The sequence below is a fragment of the Segatella copri DSM 18205 genome, from assembly GCF_025151535.1.
GTDB classification, from domain to species: Bacteria; Bacteroidota; Bacteroidia; order Bacteroidales; family Bacteroidaceae; genus Prevotella; species Prevotella copri.
On the sequence record NZ_CP102288.1, the window covers coordinates 2,282,519 to 2,300,670 of the forward strand.

Below are 18,152 nucleotides of genomic sequence, written 5' to 3' on the forward strand. Positions count from 1 at the left end.
GTAGCTTCTATAAAGTGTAAATTTCAAATTACAAGACAATGAAAAAGAAACATTTTTTAATCATGATGTTTGTATGTTTCACAACAAGCATCACAAGTTGCTCAAACAACAAGAATAACAAGGAGGAGAATGGAATAGATTCATTTGCCATAGCGCAAGCTAAAGCAGACAGTATCGCCAGGGTCGACAGCATAGTTCGTGCTGATAGTATTGCAAAAGCAGACAGTATTGCTAAGGCAAACAATCTCGTTGTCGGAATGAAGGTAAGTGATGCCTTACAAAAAACTGGCGTAAAGAAAGCCTGTATTGAGGATTTTGACGGTATGCATGAAGGTGAAAAATTAATTTTGATACAAAACGGCAAGAAGTTTCTCACAAATGTAGGATATACTATAAGAATGGGAATGCCGGTTTGCGCCAATCTTAAATTCGATGTCATGCCAGATAAGTACGAGCAAGACCTTACATTAGTCAGAGCTAAGGACTGTGCTGCATCCGCAAAAATTGTAAAGGAAATCAAATGACAAGCCTCATGAGACATTCTATTATCACAGCATTAGGCGTTTGCCTAGTCGCATCATTTACCGCCTGTGGCAACAAACAGACTAAAGATGCAAAAGCCGTAGACAGTACGGCTATAAAAGACACCATCGTTTCCGAAAAAGTAGAGCCACAAGTAGACTCTACAAAAATCTTTAGCGACACAGTTGCACTAAGAGGGAAAATGGTATATAAGGTAACTCGCCAAGTAGAAGACGACATCGTATATGATGACGAAAGAGACTTGGATAAGAGCACATTTACTGAGTCATTGCGCATTACCTTCAAGAACAATGGCAAAGTCAGCATCAAGGAAACATTGCAAGACGACGCCACTTGGAGTGGAGAATGGGAAGCGAATGGCTATGACATAACTGTTTACGCCAACGATCTAGTCCTACGAGGTACCGTTTCCAAAGATTACAAGACACTTGAACTTTCCTCAGAATCTATCAGCAAAGTAAGTTGGACAGGTTCTAGAAAATTAAGACTTCAATAAACCAATAACACTCATGGCTTTCCTATTGATATAATAGCGAATGACATGAGTGTTTTCTTTATTTTCATCCTACGGGAGAGGAGAAGAGCATCTTCTAAGAGACTAAAGGTTAACTCCGTTAGAGACAAAAAATATGAAAACCACCTTATTGTGATATCAATCTTCCAAATGATGGCACTCGAAGGTTTCATCTTTCGACAATCTGACATTTTCTGAAGGATAGCGAAACAAATCCAACCAACACACACAAAAGCCAATATTTCGACTAAAAACGCCCTATATTTTGAACTTGGAACGGAATGGAACGCTGAAAAAACAGAAAAAACACCTATTTTTGCAAAAAAATCAGCTCACAATGAACAACTTTAGAAAAAAAATGGTATATTTGCAGTGCTGTTCTAAACAAGCAGCAGACATGTTAAGGAAACAACCATGCTTGGTTCGTACTGAGAATCTGGACAATTCATTGTACACAAGAACGAAGACAGAAGTTGTTCACCCAATCGTGTATTTTTGTATCCATTCCGCTTCGGCGGGATGGGTATCAACATATACCCATTGGTGTGAGCTGATTTTCATTCTTTGTGTACAGGTAGTCCAGAACCTTCAGAACAGAATGAAATTGGTTCGCACCTTTTTTGTGCCTAAGAATGAAATAACAAACAAGTAAATGATTAGCGTATGAGACAACAGAAAGCACCTATTGATTACCAATTGGATTACATGGAGCACCTCTTCTTCAGCATTAAACACAAGAAGACCGAAAGCTATGTAATCCATCGTATCTGGGACAAATTGGATGATACGAGCATACTCTTCAAAGGGCAACAGGAAGTTTTGTTACCTAATGGAAAGCATGCCCTTGCCGACCTATATTTACCCCAACTCAACATCTTCGTAGAAGTAAATGAACCCTACCACGAAAATCAGGTTGAAGAGGATGAATACAGAAACACCAACATCGTAAATCTCACCCATGGCGACCTGTACATTATAAGATGCGGCAAACCTGAAAAGAAAGGAGAATGGAGAACTCTTGAAGAGATTCACCAACAGATAGATGAATGTGTTGCCTGTATCAAAGAAAAAATAGCCCAATCTAGAGACAGCATCAAGCCTTGGAATATGAGCAAATGGCTCACTGTAGAATACCATAAAGAGAAAGGCATTCTGAATGTTGAAGATCAAGATTGTCTAAGAACTATAGATGATATCTGTGCTATATTCGATACTACCCTAAAGCATCGTGGTTTTCAAAGAATGGGAACTACTCCTGTGCCTGGCAAGGAGAATTTTGAGATTTGGTATCCCAATATCAATAATCGAAGTGGTTGGAGTAACGAACTCTCTCCTGACGGTGAGACCTTTACCGAATACAACAAAGATGAAAAAAAGCGAGAGGAGCATGTAGCTGATTGTATAAAAGACAACAAGAAGCGAATCGCTTTCTTCCGTACCAAAGATGCACTTGGCATAGAGCTTTACCGATTTGTCGGTGTATTCCACTTGGATACAGACGCAACCCAAGAACAGGGAAAGTGCATCTGGCATAGAGATAGCAAAATATATGAACTGTAACATACTTAAAAAAAAAATAACAAACAATGTATAACGAACAAATTGAAGCGCTTATCAGTGCAGCTTTGGCTGATGGCGTATTAACCGAAAAAGAGAAGCAAATTCTCTTCAAGAAAGCAGAATCTATGGGAATCGACCTCGATGAGTTCGAGATGGTTCTTGACGCTCGCCTCGTTGAACTGAAAAAGAAAGAAACTCGTGAGGCTGAGCAACATGAGTTGGAGATGGAGAAGGCTAAAGCTGCTCAAAAGTCTGCGCCCAAATCCAATAAGTATGGAGATGTTAGAAAATGCCCTGCTTGTGGTGCTATGGTTGAGTCTTTCCAAACCAAATGTCCTGAATGCGGATATGAGTTTACTAACATAGAGGCCAATTCTACGACAAAGAAACTACTGAAAGCTTTAGAAGAAGTTGACGAACAAGTTTCTTCCAATGAAGGCATGGTTGGTAGTGTACTCAGAGGTGCGGCAAGCGTCTTTGGCGCAGATTCGTTAACTGCTAGAAAAGTTCAAATTATCAGAACTTTTCCAATTCCAAATACAAAAGAAGATTTGCTTGAAATGCTTAGTCTTAGCAATGCAAACTCCACAGCACCAGCCAATCCCTCTCCTTCTGACAACAAAATTGCTTCTGCTTGGCAAGAAAAGACAAAACAGCTCATACTTAAAGCCAGAATTATGCTGAAAAACGATCCTGACTTAGAGTATATTCTTGCTGAAATTGCAAGAGAAAAGAAAAAGAGAATAATCAAGATATCACTTGCTATAGGCATACCTTTACTCATAGGAGTGATTATGTTCATCATACTAGCAATTTGTTTATTTTAATCAATGGATATTGGAATAGCTAGCATTATTGTAGCCTTAGTAACAGGAGTTTCCAGTATAGTAACTGCTATTATTTGGGGATATGTTCCAAGAAAGAGACTAGAAGAAAACAAACGTCTTCAAAAAGAGCTACTTGAAATCTACATGGGCGCTTATAACCTAAAAGCAATAGAAGAAGGACTCGAAGGAGAACTTGGAATTTCTAAGAGGAAAGCAAGACAAAATTTGCAAATCACCCCCAAGCTACAAAAGAGCCACATCGAAAAGAGAATAACAGAATTACAATCTAAACTCGATTGATTATGGGACTATTCGGATTTGGAAGTAAAGGAAAGTCGGGCGGATTGATGAATGTCATCCGCTGCGACGAACAGGAATACTTGGTATGGAAGTGGCGACCAGAAGGACAGGAAGCCAACTCTACATCAAGAGAAAACGCTATCAGATATGGTAGCAGTTTGAGAGTGAAAGAGGGAGAAGTTGCAGTCTTCGTCTATAAACAAAAAGGCAATGGAGTCATGCAAGACTTCATTGTTGGTCCATACGACGATACCATAAAGACAGCCAACTTTCCTATCTTAACTGGTATTGTAGGTTTGGCATTCGGTGGTGAATCACCATTCCAAGCAGAAGTGTATTTCATCAACTTGGCAGGCATCATACAAGTAAAGTTTGCCGTGCCATACTTTGATGTCTATGATCCACGTTTTTTGGATTTTGCTGTGCCAATGGCTGCAAGAGGTTCAATTACATTCCAGCTAGAGGATTATCAGGCATTCATCAAGTTACATCGCTTGATTGACTTCGACTTGGAAGCATTTAAAAATCAAATAAAAGATACAGTCAAGAAATACGTCAAGGGGTTCATCACCAACGTTCCATCGGACAATCAGATACCAGTATTACAGATTGAGCGTAAAGTAATGGAAATTAGCGACTTGATACAGCAGAAGCTAGCACCTGCATTCATTGATGACTTCGGCGTCAAGTTGAAACGTTTCGACCTTTCAGCCATCGAGCCTGACAAGGAAAGCGAAGGTTACGAGGAGTTACGCCGTCTCACTGCAGGTCAACAAGCCAAGACTATCGAAGCCCAGACAGACATCAACATCAAGAACATGCAGGACACCCAACGTATCAATGCAGAGAATATGGCAGAAACCATGCGCATTCAACGTGAGGAAAGTCAGCGTGCTCAGCGTCTGCAGACTGAAACCAACTTCATTGGTGCTCATACCATTAACCAGCAGGCAGAAGTTCTCAAGACAGGAGCACAGAATTTGGGACAGATGGGAAGCATGGACATGGGCGGCAATGGTGGCGGCAGTATGAACCCAGCCGGAATCATGACAGGTATGGCAATGGGCGGTGCCATGGGACAACAGATGGCAGGCATGATGAACCAGATGGGCAATGCCATGAATGGTCAGATGAATACACCACCACCTCCACCAAACGTACAATATCATGTATCTATAAATGGTCAACAAGCAGGTCCATTCAATATGAACCAGCTACAACAGATGGTTCAACAAGGACAACTCACACCTCAGACATACGTCTGGAAACAAGGCATGGCTGGATGGGAATTGGCAAGCAATGTACCGGAATTAGGAAGCCTCTTCCAAAGTACAACGCCACCACCTCCTCCACCACCAATGCCATAAAACAATAATAACCTATGGATGATTATAATTCATTTAGTACCATCGACCATCTCGTAGAATTTGGCATGGGAATCGCCATTGCACAACAAATGGTAAACACGATGAATCATTGTATTGGCAATATGCAGGTACCAGGAGCAGGCAACACGCTTACATCAGGCAAGCCTACCCCACAGTATCATATACTAGCCAACAATGCTGTAGCAGGTGCGTTCTCTGAAGAAGAACTCAATACGCTCGCCAAAGCCAAGACCCTAACATCTGAAACGATGGTATGGAAGCCAGGTATGAGCGGATGGATGCAAGCCAAGAATGTACCTGAAATACAGAAAATAATATTGCTGAACACATAAATGATTAATGATATGAAAATAGATTTAGTCAGAACAATAGTTGCCATTGGTATAGGAGCACTCATAGGATGGGGCTTCTATGCCCTGGCTCAAGACTCAGTGGATGGTCAGCCATTAGGTTTTGCCATCGGAATAGAAACCGCACTATTAGGAATGGGACTATTTGGCGTAACCTATAACGAAAGTCCTCGCTCAGGAACAGCAATAAGAGCTACTTGCGCCTTAGGTTTCGTTGTCCTATTGGTATTGAATGCCATTTATGCATATACAGGACTCAACACCTCTTTCTATATATTAAATGGTATCATTGCTCTCATCTTAATACTAATAGTAAATAGTGTATATAAAAGTAATCAATAAAACAATAAAGAAAGTATGAGACTCACAGATTTTATTATTGACGTAGCTAAAGACGCAGCTAAAGACAAAATAACAGATAAAATTGTAGATACAGCAGAGGACAAAATCGTTGGAGCAGAAGACGAAAATGAACATCACAGTTTCCTTGGTTCGCTTTTTCGTTTTGTATTCACTTTTGTTTGGCTATTTGTGGTGATAGGTATAGATATTCTATCTTTTATCGTATTCACACCAATTATTGGAGCTGCTATCGAATTTGTATTGTTCATTATAACAATGATAACTCCATTCCTCAACAAAAAGGGCTCCTACACGCGTTATTGGGGATGGCTGGCATTACTCTCTGCTATATCTTTAGCGGGTATAAGTTTCGGCATATAAACACCAAACATGTAAATACTAGTATTTTACCTATCTAGCCTCTTAGAAGAAAGCCAAGAGGCTAGATACTTCATTTAAAACATGAAAAATGAATAAAATACAGAACTTGTGCAAAAGCATTACAACAAATAAGAAATTTGAATTAGGAATCACAGTAATCATCTTACTGAATTCGTTTCTTATCGGTGTAGAAACATATACCGACAACCCAACCATAAAGGCAATTCAAACTTCTATATTAGGGATATTCACTATTGAAATATTGCTAAGATACATTGCATCGGATAGCAATAAAGCATTCTTCTTAGATGGATGGAATATTTTCGACCTTTCTCTTGTTCTGATTGGTTATATTCCTGAAACTTTATTTGCTAATGCTACAGCGATGACAGCAATTAGAGTACTGAGAGTTTTTCGTGTTCTCAGATTACTACGAGCAGCCAAAGAAATCAAGATAATCATCACTGTATTGATAAAATCAATGAGTGCAATGTTTTATAATGTTATTCTTTTTGGTATATTCATCTATCTATATGCAATCATCGGGGTTGCCCTATTCAAATTGCCAAATCCTGAAAAGATGAATAAACTGGAACTCGCTAAATATGAAGAATTTGTAAAAGTTGCCCCCAATGCTCCAGCAAATTCACCAGACCCGTTTGGGACTTTAGGTGAAGCGATGTTTACTCTGTTCCGTGAATTAACAGGCGAAGATTGGACTGATTTACGATATAATCATATAACAGCATACGAATATGGTTTCATAAAAGCCACTCCTACTGTTATAAACATATATCATATTTCATGGTTTGTTTTAGCTGCATTTTTACTATTGAACTTAGTAACAGGTGCTATTCTAAATAACTATCAGCTTGTTATGGAACATAACAAAGAAAAAGAAGCAAAATAAAAAATGGAAAAAGCCAAAAATCCACAAGAGAGTAGGCACAATATTAAAAAAGAATTATTATGAAGACAAAATTATCTGTTAGAAACAACGTTTTTGGTTTCATTGTCATGTGCTTAGTATCCTTATTGTCTTTTACATCATGCAATAATGCAAAAGATGGTAAAGTTGAACTAGACGTTACAAATGCCGAGGTAGAAGGCGACAACAATGATATTGTCTCTATAGAGGACGGCAACTATACTTTAGTTGGTACCGTTAAGGGAGACATGGGACAGGAGCTATATATACAGGTAAAGGTGCGCCTGAAAAATCCAGTGAAAAAGAGTGCCGAAGAAATAAGTTTTGTAACTGGAAACGTAAACCTCGAGATTATTGACAAAAACGATATGTCGATGATCAAGTTGCCATTGAAGGAAAATGAGGAATTCAAGAAGTTTATCACAGAAGGCAAAGAGGATGATACTAAAGAATTCAAGTTTTCTTATGTAATGAATGACAAGGATCAATATGCCCAAATCATGAAAGAGGCTAAAAGCGTGAAGCTCGTTGATTTGTCACTTTATAATTACGAGAATACTGATATGATAGCAGATGAAGGATCTGCTAGTTATGATGAAGATATTGATAACAGTAGTGATATCGATAATAGTGATGATAACGATGAAACTACTGATGATGATTCTTCTTTTGACGAAACATCCGAAGATAACAATTTGGATGAATTACTTGATAAGTACGAAGAATACTACGACACATACATCTCTCTGATGAAAAAAGCTAAAAATGGTGATATGAGTGCAGTGGTAGAATATGGTAAATATCTCAAAAAATCTCAGGAGTTAAGCAAGAAAATAGAACAGGCTAAAGGAGATTTAACAACTTCTCAACTTGCACGATTCCAAAAGATCCAAATGAAGTTGATGAAGGCTATGAAAGAATTATAGAAACTTAGAAGTTAGCCTTCACCAAGATTCATGAGATAGTTTTTTGTACATAAAATCAAATATAATACTTATTTTTTACAATTATGAATAAATCAATACTGCGTTAAATTAACATTTAATCGTCTGTAAATCAATAAATTATATTAAGAAATGCTTATGAAAACTTAACTATAAAAAGTTGGTCAAGTCGCTGATTTTCAGTAACTTTGCAAATCACGACAAACGCAAAATTATATGAATACAGGACTTGACCAATATATGGATATCTTTAAAGATGCAGTTGAAGATTCGGCTGCAAAGTTAACAAAAAGTTTCGAGAAAATACTCATCGAGGTGATAATTTTGTTCATGGTAATACCAAGAAAGATAAATTTCACCCAAATGGGGAGGTATGGCTCGCATGTTGAGCAAACCTATCGCAACGCATTCGGCTTAAAAAAGTCGAAAAGCATTGACTGGCTCAAACTTAATGTATCACTTGCCAAGCGCTTCTTTGGTAAACAGGGAAGATGGGCTATTGCCATTGATCCCAGTTACATCAGCAAAGCTGGCAAGAAGACTCCACATATCGGTCGTTTTTGGTCGGGATGTGCACAGTCTGTTAAACATGGTCTCGAAATCATGGGTATTGGCCTCATTGATATTGATACCAAAGACTGCATGATGTTAAGAGCCCACCAGTCGCTAAGTAATAAGAATCCTGATGCAGACTGTGCTGCAGATTTTAAGTTTAAAACTATCACCAAGAAAATCTTCATAGATGGTAAGGAGAAAAAGCCAACAGAGAAGGAAATCATTAGCTTCATCAAAGAAATGTATAACGGGGAATTATACAATGACTACGACTTTCTGAAAAAACATTGTACAAAGTCTCTTCTTAAACACTTGGCTGCAGAATATGATTATGACGATGGAGGTTATGCCACTTGGCTGTTCCGCAGCGGTTTACAAGATGGTCCAAGTGAGCGACATGGGAACAAAGGCTGAAAACAAAGTAAAGGTCATCATAGATGGAACAACCATCAAATTCGACAAGGTGGAACAACTTACCAAATTCTAATGGATGACATCATTTAAATAATCAAGCGAGGGTGTGTCATAAGTTTATGATTCACCCTATTCTTGTTGTTGGAAAAGATAGGATATGTTGTTGGAAAAGATAGGATATGTTGTTGAGATAGTTAGTATCTTCGGTCGCACAACAGCTGTTGTGCGCTTGCATAACAGCTGATATGCGCATGCACAACACTTGTTGTGCATGCGGTGGTCAACTGTTATGCACCAACTATTATCCAGACTTATGACACGCCCTCGTTTTTTTGAAATTTTCCCTTCATATTACTATACCCTCAAATCCGCAACCTATAGGGTTTCGTGGGAATTTACTTGTAAAACGACAAAAATTCTTTTATTGTACATATTCCTTGGGCATAACAGAAACGTCGTAAACACAAAATTCCCTTACCCCATAAAGCGACTTGAGGTAATACGCCGGTTTAACCAGAAAAGCATGGCCTTTAACCAAAGTCTGTCTTGAACAGGTTGGCATAAGCATAGTTGTCTGAATAAATGTTCAATACATGCCTACGTGACGTCTTAATCCATTTTGCAGGAACAGAGATGAACTTGAACACAAAGGTCTTGATTCTGCTGGTGGCACGCAATCCAAATTCATGGGTTTTCAATCTCTGCATAATAGCTTTGTAGAAGTTTCTGATGAGAGCTGTCATAAGCAGGAATACTGTATTCTGTGCCATGAACGATTTTGGCAACCGATTCCAGCCAAAGCCATTGTTCATGTCATCGAAGATGCGTTCCTTGCCACCACGAAGATTGTAGAATTCCACAATGTCTCTTGCACTCGACTTGTAATCGTTAGTCAGTATACATCTGTAGGTATATTCGCCTTCCCAAATGTCAAGGTCTCCCTCTATTCGCCTTTGTCTCTGTATGACAAGACGATACGGTTTTCCTTTCCATTTCTCAACAAGGATGGAATTCAGCTCAAATTCAATACCGTTGATTTCAACAGTTTTCCATCCAGTCAAGGCAAACATGGAATCGTAGAAGGAAGAGCATCTGTTGGCACGAATATAAAAATGCCTGCAATGGGCCTCTACCATATCTACGATTTCCTCCGAGCATGAGCCGCAATCCATGCGGGCACGGGATATATATACTTCTGATGCCTCCAGTCGCTTGAAGATTCTTTCCAAAGTCTCTCTTTGGTTGAAGCGCACGTTTGTGTTGCCGTCTCTATTTTCAATACCGACAATCATGTCGTTAATGACTGCCACACCTGGACTATAGCCCAGGAACTTCTTGTAGGTTGGTTTTGCATCATGCTTCTCTGTTTCAATGAACTGATGGTCAAAGTCAAAATCATACTCTTGACCGGATTTCACTTGACCAGTAGCAAGCAGGGCTTTGATCAATAAGCAGTTCATCTTGTCTGCAGTATTGAAATCATAGGAGTTGCCAGAAGCAGATTTATAGGTGATGTTCTTACAAGTCAGTTCTTCGATAGCACGCAATATGGTGTCTGCGCTGCAAGTGCGAAGAGTTGGATGAAGAGACAAATGTTTCATCAAGTGAGTTGTAACATCCTCAATACATGAGCCGCCACAAAGATATACGCACATCAGAGAGCGTAGAATTTCGCTATATTGATAACCAAACATAGTGCATCTCAATCCCAAGGTGGAATCTATGGTTTGAGCTAAAAGAGCATCAAATTGCTCCATAATAGAAAAAATTCCTCCAAAAGGAGTGAGTTTCTCAGATTTTATTTGTACTTTTGCCATGTCATTCAGAGTTTTATTTGTTTTTTATTTGCAACACTAAGATAAGTGAAATTTCTGACATGGCAAAATCCTGAGCAACTTTTTGTTGCTCAGGAACTTATAAATAAAGTTAAATCAAAGTGTTGCGGAATTAAGGTATACTATAAAGGTATAACCAAAAAGAAAGAATAAAATGGCAAATAAAATGTCTTTATGTATTATCAAATACACCTATACTCGATATGTAGGGGTGGATATCGAAAAATATACTCGGGGACTATTCGAGTATGTGAAGGAAGCGTTTGGAGAGTTTCGACCACAAATGTCAGAGCCTGGAACTATACCTGATATGCCAGACTATCTGGACATCGTGCTCTGCAAAAAGGACGGAAGCATCTTCTACGAAATGGATATCCAAAGACGTGCCATCAACATCCCGCTCGACTTTCAGCTGGAAGGACTGGTCATGGAAATCGACATCACCAACTGTGATGGTACAAAATACAAGAAGACACACCAATTCTTAAGATAACCATCCCATGACATACGAAGATTTCAAGCATTTGGCTGAGCATCCACAGCATCGGGATGTTCCTGCCATCTTCAAGCTCGAAGTTTTAGAAACAGAAGAGCTGGAGGAGAAAAAGCGTTCACATTATCCGAAATACAAGGTGAACACCAATTGTCCGCAAGCCTTCACTACAACTTTGGAGGAGGCAGAGAGACTGATGCACCAGGATGTCCTTTACCGCAAGAAGATGAAGGAGGAAGACGACTATCCGCTGGATACCTTCTGCTATTATATCTCGGAGATTCCGCTGGGACTGTTACACTACGACCGCGAATGTCTTTCTGAAAGAGTGTATGACGGTGAGGGAAAACTGATCGAATACCACGACCATGTTCCGTCGCTGTATGTCTTCGCCCCTCACTATCATGTGCCGCTCTATCTTCAGAGACGATTCAAGGGGTATTTGGAAAAGGCTGAGAAAAAGCAGAAAGAAGAGGAGGAGAAAGACAGGATCTTCCGCCAGGCTCACGATTGCAGCTTCAGCAACAAGGAACAGATTGAGAAGTCTGAAAAGTGCGGCTGTTTCTTCTGCGGCGAAATCTTCTCGCCATCCGAAATCACGGATTACCTCCCTGATGAGCCGCCTACAGCTGAATGTCCCTTCTGTTATACCGACTCCGTAATAGGTGATGCCTCCGGCTTCCCTATCACCAAGGATTTCTTGAAGAAAATGAAGAAGAGATGGTTCTAGGCGATTTTTCAACGTTTTTCACCGACCTGCCCCCTATCTCATGGGGGCAGTATCAGTTTTGAAAACGGACATTAAAATACCATTTATCCAAAGAGATCATTCATCCTTACCTCACTATTCACCAATCCACTATGCATATTCTGCTTCACCCCATAAGTCGTGATGAAAGTATGCAGCAATGCTTTCTTCGTCTTGGTCGCCACAGAGAAAGAAGACATCCTGTCACGCAGCCGCTGCTCATAGCTGGCATCTATCACAAACTCATCCTTGGCATATTTCATCTCACAGATATTGATAGCTCCATCAGCACGGTCTATCAGCATATCAATCTGACCTCCTCGCCATTCTGCACCAGTAGAATCTACAAAAGGACGGCAGGACCAGGAATAAACATTCGCCAAAACACCAGAAATACCCAATGCCTTCTTGATCTGTGGGATATGATGTAGGCATACCTGTTCGAAAGCATAACCGCTCCAGGCTGTTCTACTTCCCGAATTGCGCATGTTACTCCAGAAGTTCTTATCCTGCCCACTGTTATTTGCCACAAAACGGGTATAGAACAATGAGTATAAGTCAGTTAACTGATATAGGGCATCCCTTTCACTCTTTCCTATGGTAGCATATTTCCTGATAAAATCGCATTTCTTCAGATTCTCCAGGATTTCTGATAACTGTCCACCGCCTTTCAGTTTCAACTCATCCATCAATTCCTTACGGGTCATCCCCTTCATTTTTTCAGAAAGCACCTCTACTATCTTGCGATAATGCTTGGAGTCATTAAAGAGGGAACGGAAGAGGAAATCGAATTCTCCACGTAATGGCGAATCCTGCGAGAAAAACAGTCTGTCGATGCACACATCTAACGGCACACCACGCTCCAGCATATCAAGATAATAAGGAATACCACCCAATATCATATACACATCCAATACCTGCTGTCGGGTAAGAGCAAGGCCTTTCAATTCGTTTAAGAACAGCTCTGTCTCGCCCAGAGAGAATGGAGCCAGATAGATCTGCCGGGTAACGCGACCATACAATCCGCCCTTATCGCCTATAAACTTAGCCAACATCCACGTGGTGGAAGAACCACAGACGATAAGTTTCAGTTGAGGGACCATAGAAGCCCATGAATTCCAGAAATAACTGAAAGCTGCGATAAAATTGCTTTTGGGCGTATCCATCCAAGGCAACTCATCAAAGAACAGAACAATCGGTTCCTGCAGAGATAAGCCCGACAGATATTCACGCAAAGCAGCAAAAGCCTCAAACCAGGTTTTCAGCTTGGGCACGGTCTGCTTAGCATACTGCGCCAACGCCATCCGAAACTGCTCCAGCTGTACCGCACGGCTCACTTCATACATACCAATAAAGGAAAAGGCAAACTGGTCGCTGAATATTTTTCGAACCAGAAAAGTCTTTCCTACGCGCCTACGACCATAGATAGCTATCAGTTCTGCCTTGTTGCTTTTACAACGTTCCAGAATGAGTTTCTGCTCATATTCACGTCCTATTATTCCGTTTGCATCCATAACTTTCTGATTTTATTTCATTTATACTAAATTTTATCGGTGCAAAGATAAACAAAAAATGAAATCTGCAAGGATAGTGCCGCCCTAACTACCTTTTTTAACATAGTTAGGGCGCACCTATAAACGATAGCACCGCCATAACTACCTATTTTTATATAGTTAGGGCGGTGCTATCGCAAATACATCCCCTCTTCCTCCCCTATCTCATGGGGGCAGTATCAGTTTTGAAAACGGACATTAAAATACCGTTTACCGCAAAAGCACAAAGTAAACTGCCTAAAATAAGTAATGCCCCTCTAGCATGCAGCCTTTCGGCGCGCCAGAGGGGCTTATTATCTTTTATTTGTTATTTTGTGCGGAGATAAATCAAATCAAAATACATCAGCCGTGTTTTCATCGGCTCAACAAGAGTTGCAGGTTCTAGACCTTTATTGTGCAAGAACGTCCATTCCTCCTTATCTGACGAAAACAGAAATTTGAAACCATTTCGTTGATAATATTCAAACACTTTCGGATGATTGACAGCATCAACAATGACATACCGGCATCCAGTCTTATTCAGTGGGTCTATAAACCATGATTTGATGAAATCCAACAATTCATCTCCCACATGATGTCCACTGAATAAATCGCTTACTGCCAACTGTCCAACCAACACTGCAGGATACTGCGGTCTTCGCTTGGCATTCGGAATCTTTCTATTAAGCTTATTCCGAAGGTTAGAAGGAAGTGAATCTACTTTTACACTCGAATTAGCGACTGTAAATGCGCAGACTATTTCAGATGTATCTGGTTTAACAAAACAATATGATTTTCCAAGCAACTGATAGGCATAGTCAGCATAGTCTTGGGTGAAGAACTCTGTTATGTCCTCATCCTTACAAGTGAAGCCTTTGCATTGCGGCAAGACTTCCTCTGTCAGTTCCATAAAATCACATTGCTCTAACATTTTAAATGTACAATTTTGAACGTTTTAATATAGCACGTGCCTTGGCTACTTGCTTGGAGAAGTCAATGGAGCCACGCTTTTCCAATGCCTCATCAGCTGCTTCAACGAAACGAGCTGCTGCCTCACCATGAAGGACAGGTATTGTTTTAAATTCTATTGCCATAATCTTCTTGTTTTTAATGTTATATACTTATTTAATCTGCAAAAGTATGCATTTATTTCCACATTACCAAACTTTTTGTTAACTTTCTGTTGAATTTTACCAAAAATTCCAAATTCACGCCTATCCTAGGAGAATAATGTATAAACTTGAGAAATCCCCAATCTGTAAAGTTCAACAGATTGGGGATTTACATTTCCTGAAACTCCATTAAAACCAAATAAGACAATGTCTCATAGGGGCAGTGTCAGTTTTGAAAACGGACATTAAAGGGGGAGCATTATCACTCTATAACCCAATCTATCCAATTTTCAGGCGTAACGATGCACTTATCTTTCACCTGATAAGCAGAAAGGAAAGAGGCCGGGAACTTTGTATTGGCACGCCTAGGATTCCACTTCATTTCAAACAGGGAAAACTGACCATCACACTCCTCCAGATAATCAATCTCCTGCTGCTGACTGGTACGCCAAAAATAGCTGTTTACATATCGTCCAGCATTTTGATTGACCTTCATTCGCTCACTAATGAAGAAGTTTTCCCACAAAGCCCCCACATCCTGCCGGAGAGCAAGAGGTGCAAAGTTTTGCAAAATAGCATTACGTATTCCATTATCATAAAAGTAGAATTTCTTAGCACGTTTCAACTCCGTACGTAAGTTGCGACTAAAGCCATTCAACTTGAATATGATATAACACTTTTCGAGCAAATCAATGTACTTCTCTACCGTTTTATTATCTGTTCCTACGGTTTGCGCCAACTCATTATATGAAACTTCACTTGTAACCTGCAGTGCCAAGGCAGTAAGCAGCTTGGACAACAGGGCTGGGCGCCGAACACTTTCTAAATTCAACAAGTCCTTATACAGATAACTGTTAGACAAATTATACAGCAACTCCTTTGCATCCGTCTCATGATTCATGATATCTGGATAAGAACCATAAATAAGCCGATTCTCTAATGTTTGTTTTACACTAAGCAGTCCATGAGCCTTCATCAGTTCTCCTGTAGAAAAAGGGAAAAGATGGTACTCAAACTTGCGTCCTGTCAAAGGTTCGTTGAGCTTATTCTGCAATTCAAAAGAGGAGGAACCTGTCACCAAGAGTTGTACATCTGGGAAATTATCCGTGATTCGTTTCAAAACCATCCCGATATTCTCTACCCGTTGAGCCTCGTCTATCACAACAATAAGATTGTTGCCTATAAGCAGACGCAACTCAGAAGAATTTGCCTTTGCCAGCAACTCTCTTACTTCTGGTTCATCGCAATTCAACATAAGAGTAGGTTCATCACGATTCTCGAGCACCATTTTAAACAGCGTGCTCTTACCCACTTGTCTGGCTCCAATCACGATGATAGCCTTCCCGGAAAATATCCGGGCTTCAATTGTATCTTGTATTTGACGACGTATCATAAATATCCTTTCTTTTAAGTTATGAATCCTTCTTTCTTTCGGATGCAAAGATAAGGAAAAATAATCGTAATCCCAAAATTTATACCTATTTTTGGGATTACAATCCCAAAAAACATAGTAAATTTTGGGATTAGAGCGTTATTTCAACATTTTTCACCGACCTTCTCCCCCTATCTCATGGGGGCAATATCAGTTTTGAAAACGGACATTAAAGGGGGTAGGCTTCCACATTCCATAAGAGAAAAGGGAGGGGAATTGCGGCAAGCATTCCCCTATATATAATAAGGTGTAAGCTCAGAAGTACAATCGGGAAAGGAAGAGGTAAACAGGCTTCAGCGGGAGAAAGACACACCTCTTCAACTACGTCTCCCAAAAGTTTAAGAAATGCCTCAAATCCGCAACCTATAGGGTTTCGTGGGAATTTACTTGTAAAACGACAAAAATTCTTTTATTGTACATATTCCTTGGGCATAACAGAAACGTCGTAAACACAAAATTCCCTTACCCCATAAAGCGACTTGAGGTAATACGCCGGTTTAACCAGAAAAGCATGGCCTTTAACCAAAGTCTGTCTTGAACAGGTTGGCATAAGCATAGTTGTCTGAATAAATGTTCAATACATGCCTACGTGACGTCTTAATCCATTTTGCAGGAACAGAGATGAACTTGAACACAAAGGTCTTGATTCTGCTGGTGGCACGCAATCCAAATTCATGGGTTTTCAATCTCTGCATAATAGCTTTGTAGAAGTTTCTGATGAGAGCTGTCATAAGCAGGAATACAGTATTCTGTGCCATGAACGATTTTGGCAACCGATTCCAGCCAAAGCCATTGTTCATGTCATCGAAGATGCGTTCCTTGCCACCACGAAGATTGTAGAATTCCACAATGTCTCTTGCACTCGACTTGTAATCGTTAGTCAGTATACATCTGTAGGTATATTCGCCTTCCCAAATGTCAAGGTCTCCCTCTATTCGCCTTTGTCTCTGTATGACAAGACGATACGGTTTTCCTTTCCATTTCTCAACAAGGATGGAATTCAGCTCAAATTCAATACCGTTGATTTCAACAGTTTTCCATCCAGTCAAGGCAAACATGGAATCGTAGAAGGAAGAGCATCTGTTGGCACGAATATAAAAATGCCTGCAATGAGCCTCTACCATATCTACGATTTCCTCCGAGCATGAGCCGCAATCCATGCGGGCACGGGATATATATACTTCTGATGCCTCCAGTCGCTTGAAGATTCTTTCCAAAGTCTCTCTTTGGTTGAAGCGCACGTTTGTGTTGCCGTCTCTATTTTCAATACCGACAATCATGTCGTTAATGACTGCCACACCTGGACTATAGCCCAGGAACTTCTTGTAGGTTGGTTTTGCATCATGCTTCTCTGTTTCAATGAACTGATGGTCAAAGTCAAAATCATACTCTTGACCGGATTTCAATTGACCAGTAGCAAGCAGGGCTTTGATCAATAAGCAGTTCATCTTGTCTGCAGTATTGAAATCATAGGAGTTGCCAGAAGCAGATTTATAGGTGATGTTCTTACAAGTCAGTTCTTCGATAGCACGCAATATGGTGTCTGCGCTGCAAGTGCGAAGAGTTGGATGAAGAGACAAATGTTTCATCAAGTGAGTTGTAACATCCTCAATACATGAGCCGCCACAAAGATATACGCACATCAGAGAGCGTAGAATTTCGCTATATTGATAACCAAACATAGTGCATCTCAATCCCAAGGTGGAATCTATGGTTTGAGCTAAAAGAGCATCAAATTGCTCCATAATAGAAAAAATTCCTCCAAAAGGAGTGAGTTTCTCAGATTTTATTTGTACTTTTGCCATGTCATTCAGAGTTTTATTTGCTTTTTATTTGCAACACTAAGATAAGTGAAATTTCTGACATGGCAAAATCCTGAGCAACTTTTTGTTGCTCAGGTGCTTATAAAAAATATTAAATTATAGTGTTGCGGAATTAAGGATAAAATAACAGC

20 protein-coding genes are annotated in these 18,152 nt (G+C 39.9%); 14 read left to right on the plus strand and 6 right to left on the minus strand.

The window, feature by feature from the left end:
* Positions 1-38: 38 nt before the first annotated feature.
* The 12 genes from NQ544_RS09715 (at position 39) to NQ544_RS09770 (ending at position 9,046) form a co-directional block, all read left to right on the plus strand.
* The gene (locus NQ544_RS09715; protein WP_006849417.1) at positions 39-524 is read left to right on the plus strand and encodes a hypothetical protein; all 486 of its coding nucleotides are present in this window, start codon (positions 39-41) and stop codon (positions 522-524) included.
* Positions 521-1,039: a hypothetical protein gene (locus NQ544_RS09720; protein WP_006849418.1), complete on the plus strand. Its 519-nt coding sequence runs from the start codon at positions 521-523 to the stop codon at positions 1,037-1,039. The genes NQ544_RS09715 and NQ544_RS09720 overlap by 4 nt, the downstream gene beginning before the upstream one ends.
* A 681-nt stretch (positions 1,040-1,720) precedes the next feature.
* A complete protein-coding gene (locus NQ544_RS09725) occupies positions 1,721-2,617 on the plus strand; it encodes an AbaSI family restriction endonuclease (RefSeq protein ID WP_006849421.1) in 897 nt (298 codons plus the stop codon).
* 26 nt (positions 2,618-2,643) lie between these two features.
* Complete coding sequence (locus tag NQ544_RS09730; RefSeq protein ID WP_006849422.1) at positions 2,644-3,444, plus strand: zinc ribbon domain-containing protein; 801 nt, start codon at positions 2,644-2,646, stop codon at positions 3,442-3,444.
* 3 nt (positions 3,445-3,447) lie between these two features.
* Positions 3,448-3,744, plus strand: coding sequence for a hypothetical protein (locus tag NQ544_RS09735; protein ID WP_006849423.1), 297 nt, complete (start codon positions 3,448-3,450; stop codon positions 3,742-3,744).
* 2 nt (positions 3,745-3,746) lie between these two features.
* Positions 3,747-5,111, plus strand: a complete 1,365-nt coding sequence (locus NQ544_RS09740; RefSeq protein WP_006849424.1) for an SPFH domain-containing protein — start codon at positions 3,747-3,749, stop codon at positions 5,109-5,111.
* 14 nt (positions 5,112-5,125) lie between these two features.
* On the plus strand, positions 5,126-5,464 hold the full coding sequence (locus NQ544_RS09745) for a DUF4339 domain-containing protein (protein ID WP_006849425.1): 339 nt from the start codon (positions 5,126-5,128) through the stop codon (positions 5,462-5,464).
* 12 nt (positions 5,465-5,476) lie between these two features.
* Positions 5,477-5,824, plus strand: a complete 348-nt coding sequence (locus NQ544_RS09750) for a hypothetical protein (protein ID WP_153134095.1) — start codon at positions 5,477-5,479, stop codon at positions 5,822-5,824.
* A gap of 15 nt (positions 5,825-5,839) precedes the next feature.
* The gene (locus NQ544_RS09755; RefSeq protein ID WP_006849427.1) at positions 5,840-6,205 is read left to right on the plus strand and encodes an NADH dehydrogenase subunit 6; all 366 of its coding nucleotides are present in this window, start codon (positions 5,840-5,842) and stop codon (positions 6,203-6,205) included.
* An 88-nt stretch (positions 6,206-6,293) separates the two neighbouring features.
* The gene (locus tag NQ544_RS09760) at positions 6,294-7,115 is read left to right on the plus strand and encodes an ion transporter (RefSeq protein ID WP_006849428.1); all 822 of its coding nucleotides are present in this window, start codon (positions 6,294-6,296) and stop codon (positions 7,113-7,115) included.
* Positions 7,116-7,174: 59 nt separating this feature from the next.
* Positions 7,175-8,059 (plus strand): DUF6591 domain-containing protein, encoded by an 885-nt coding sequence (locus NQ544_RS09765; protein ID WP_006849429.1) that lies wholly within the window; start codon positions 7,175-7,177, stop codon positions 8,057-8,059.
* A gap of 234 nt (positions 8,060-8,293) precedes the next feature.
* Entirely contained in the window at positions 8,294-9,046 is a 753-nt protein-coding gene (locus NQ544_RS09770) for a hypothetical protein (RefSeq protein WP_006849397.1), read from the plus strand.
* Between the two features lie 530 nt (positions 9,047-9,576).
* On the opposite strand, the gene NQ544_RS09775 is transcribed toward NQ544_RS09770, so the two are convergent.
* The gene (locus tag NQ544_RS09775; protein ID WP_006849437.1) at positions 9,577-10,863 is read right to left on the minus strand and encodes an IS1380 family transposase; all 1,287 of its coding nucleotides are present in this window, start codon (positions 10,861-10,863) and stop codon (positions 9,577-9,579) included.
* Between the two features lie 172 nt (positions 10,864-11,035).
* Here NQ544_RS09775 and NQ544_RS09780 point away from each other — a divergent pair, with 172 nt between their 5' ends.
* Positions 11,036-11,374, plus strand: a complete 339-nt coding sequence (locus NQ544_RS09780) for a hypothetical protein (protein WP_006848388.1) — start codon at positions 11,036-11,038, stop codon at positions 11,372-11,374.
* Positions 11,375-11,381: 7 nt separating this feature from the next.
* Positions 11,382-12,104, plus strand: coding sequence for a hypothetical protein (locus tag NQ544_RS09785; RefSeq protein ID WP_006848389.1), 723 nt, complete (start codon positions 11,382-11,384; stop codon positions 12,102-12,104).
* A gap of 83 nt (positions 12,105-12,187) precedes the next feature.
* Here NQ544_RS09785 and NQ544_RS09790 read toward each other — a convergent pair whose 3' ends face one another.
* The 5 genes from NQ544_RS09790 to NQ544_RS09810 all read right to left on the minus strand — a co-directional run bounded on the left by NQ544_RS09790 (position 12,188) and on the right by NQ544_RS09810 (position 18,003).
* A complete protein-coding gene (locus tag NQ544_RS09790) occupies positions 12,188-13,636 on the minus strand; it encodes an AAA family ATPase (RefSeq protein ID WP_006849433.1) in 1,449 nt (482 codons plus the stop codon).
* Positions 13,637-13,982: 346 nt separating this feature from the next.
* Positions 13,983-14,564, minus strand: coding sequence for a GNAT family N-acetyltransferase (locus NQ544_RS09795; protein ID WP_228023673.1), 582 nt, complete (start codon positions 14,562-14,564; stop codon positions 13,983-13,985).
* Positions 14,565-14,586: 22 nt separating this feature from the next.
* Positions 14,587-14,748, minus strand: a complete 162-nt coding sequence (locus NQ544_RS09800) for a hypothetical protein (protein WP_006849435.1) — start codon at positions 14,746-14,748, stop codon at positions 14,587-14,589.
* Positions 14,749-15,028: 280 nt separating this feature from the next.
* The gene (locus NQ544_RS09805; RefSeq protein ID WP_006849436.1) at positions 15,029-16,159 is read right to left on the minus strand and encodes an ATP-binding protein; all 1,131 of its coding nucleotides are present in this window, start codon (positions 16,157-16,159) and stop codon (positions 15,029-15,031) included.
* Positions 16,160-16,716: 557 nt separating this feature from the next.
* Entirely contained in the window at positions 16,717-18,003 is a 1,287-nt protein-coding gene (locus NQ544_RS09810; protein WP_006847166.1) for an IS1380-like element IS942 family transposase, read from the minus strand.
* Between the last annotated feature and the right edge of the window lie 149 nt (positions 18,004-18,152).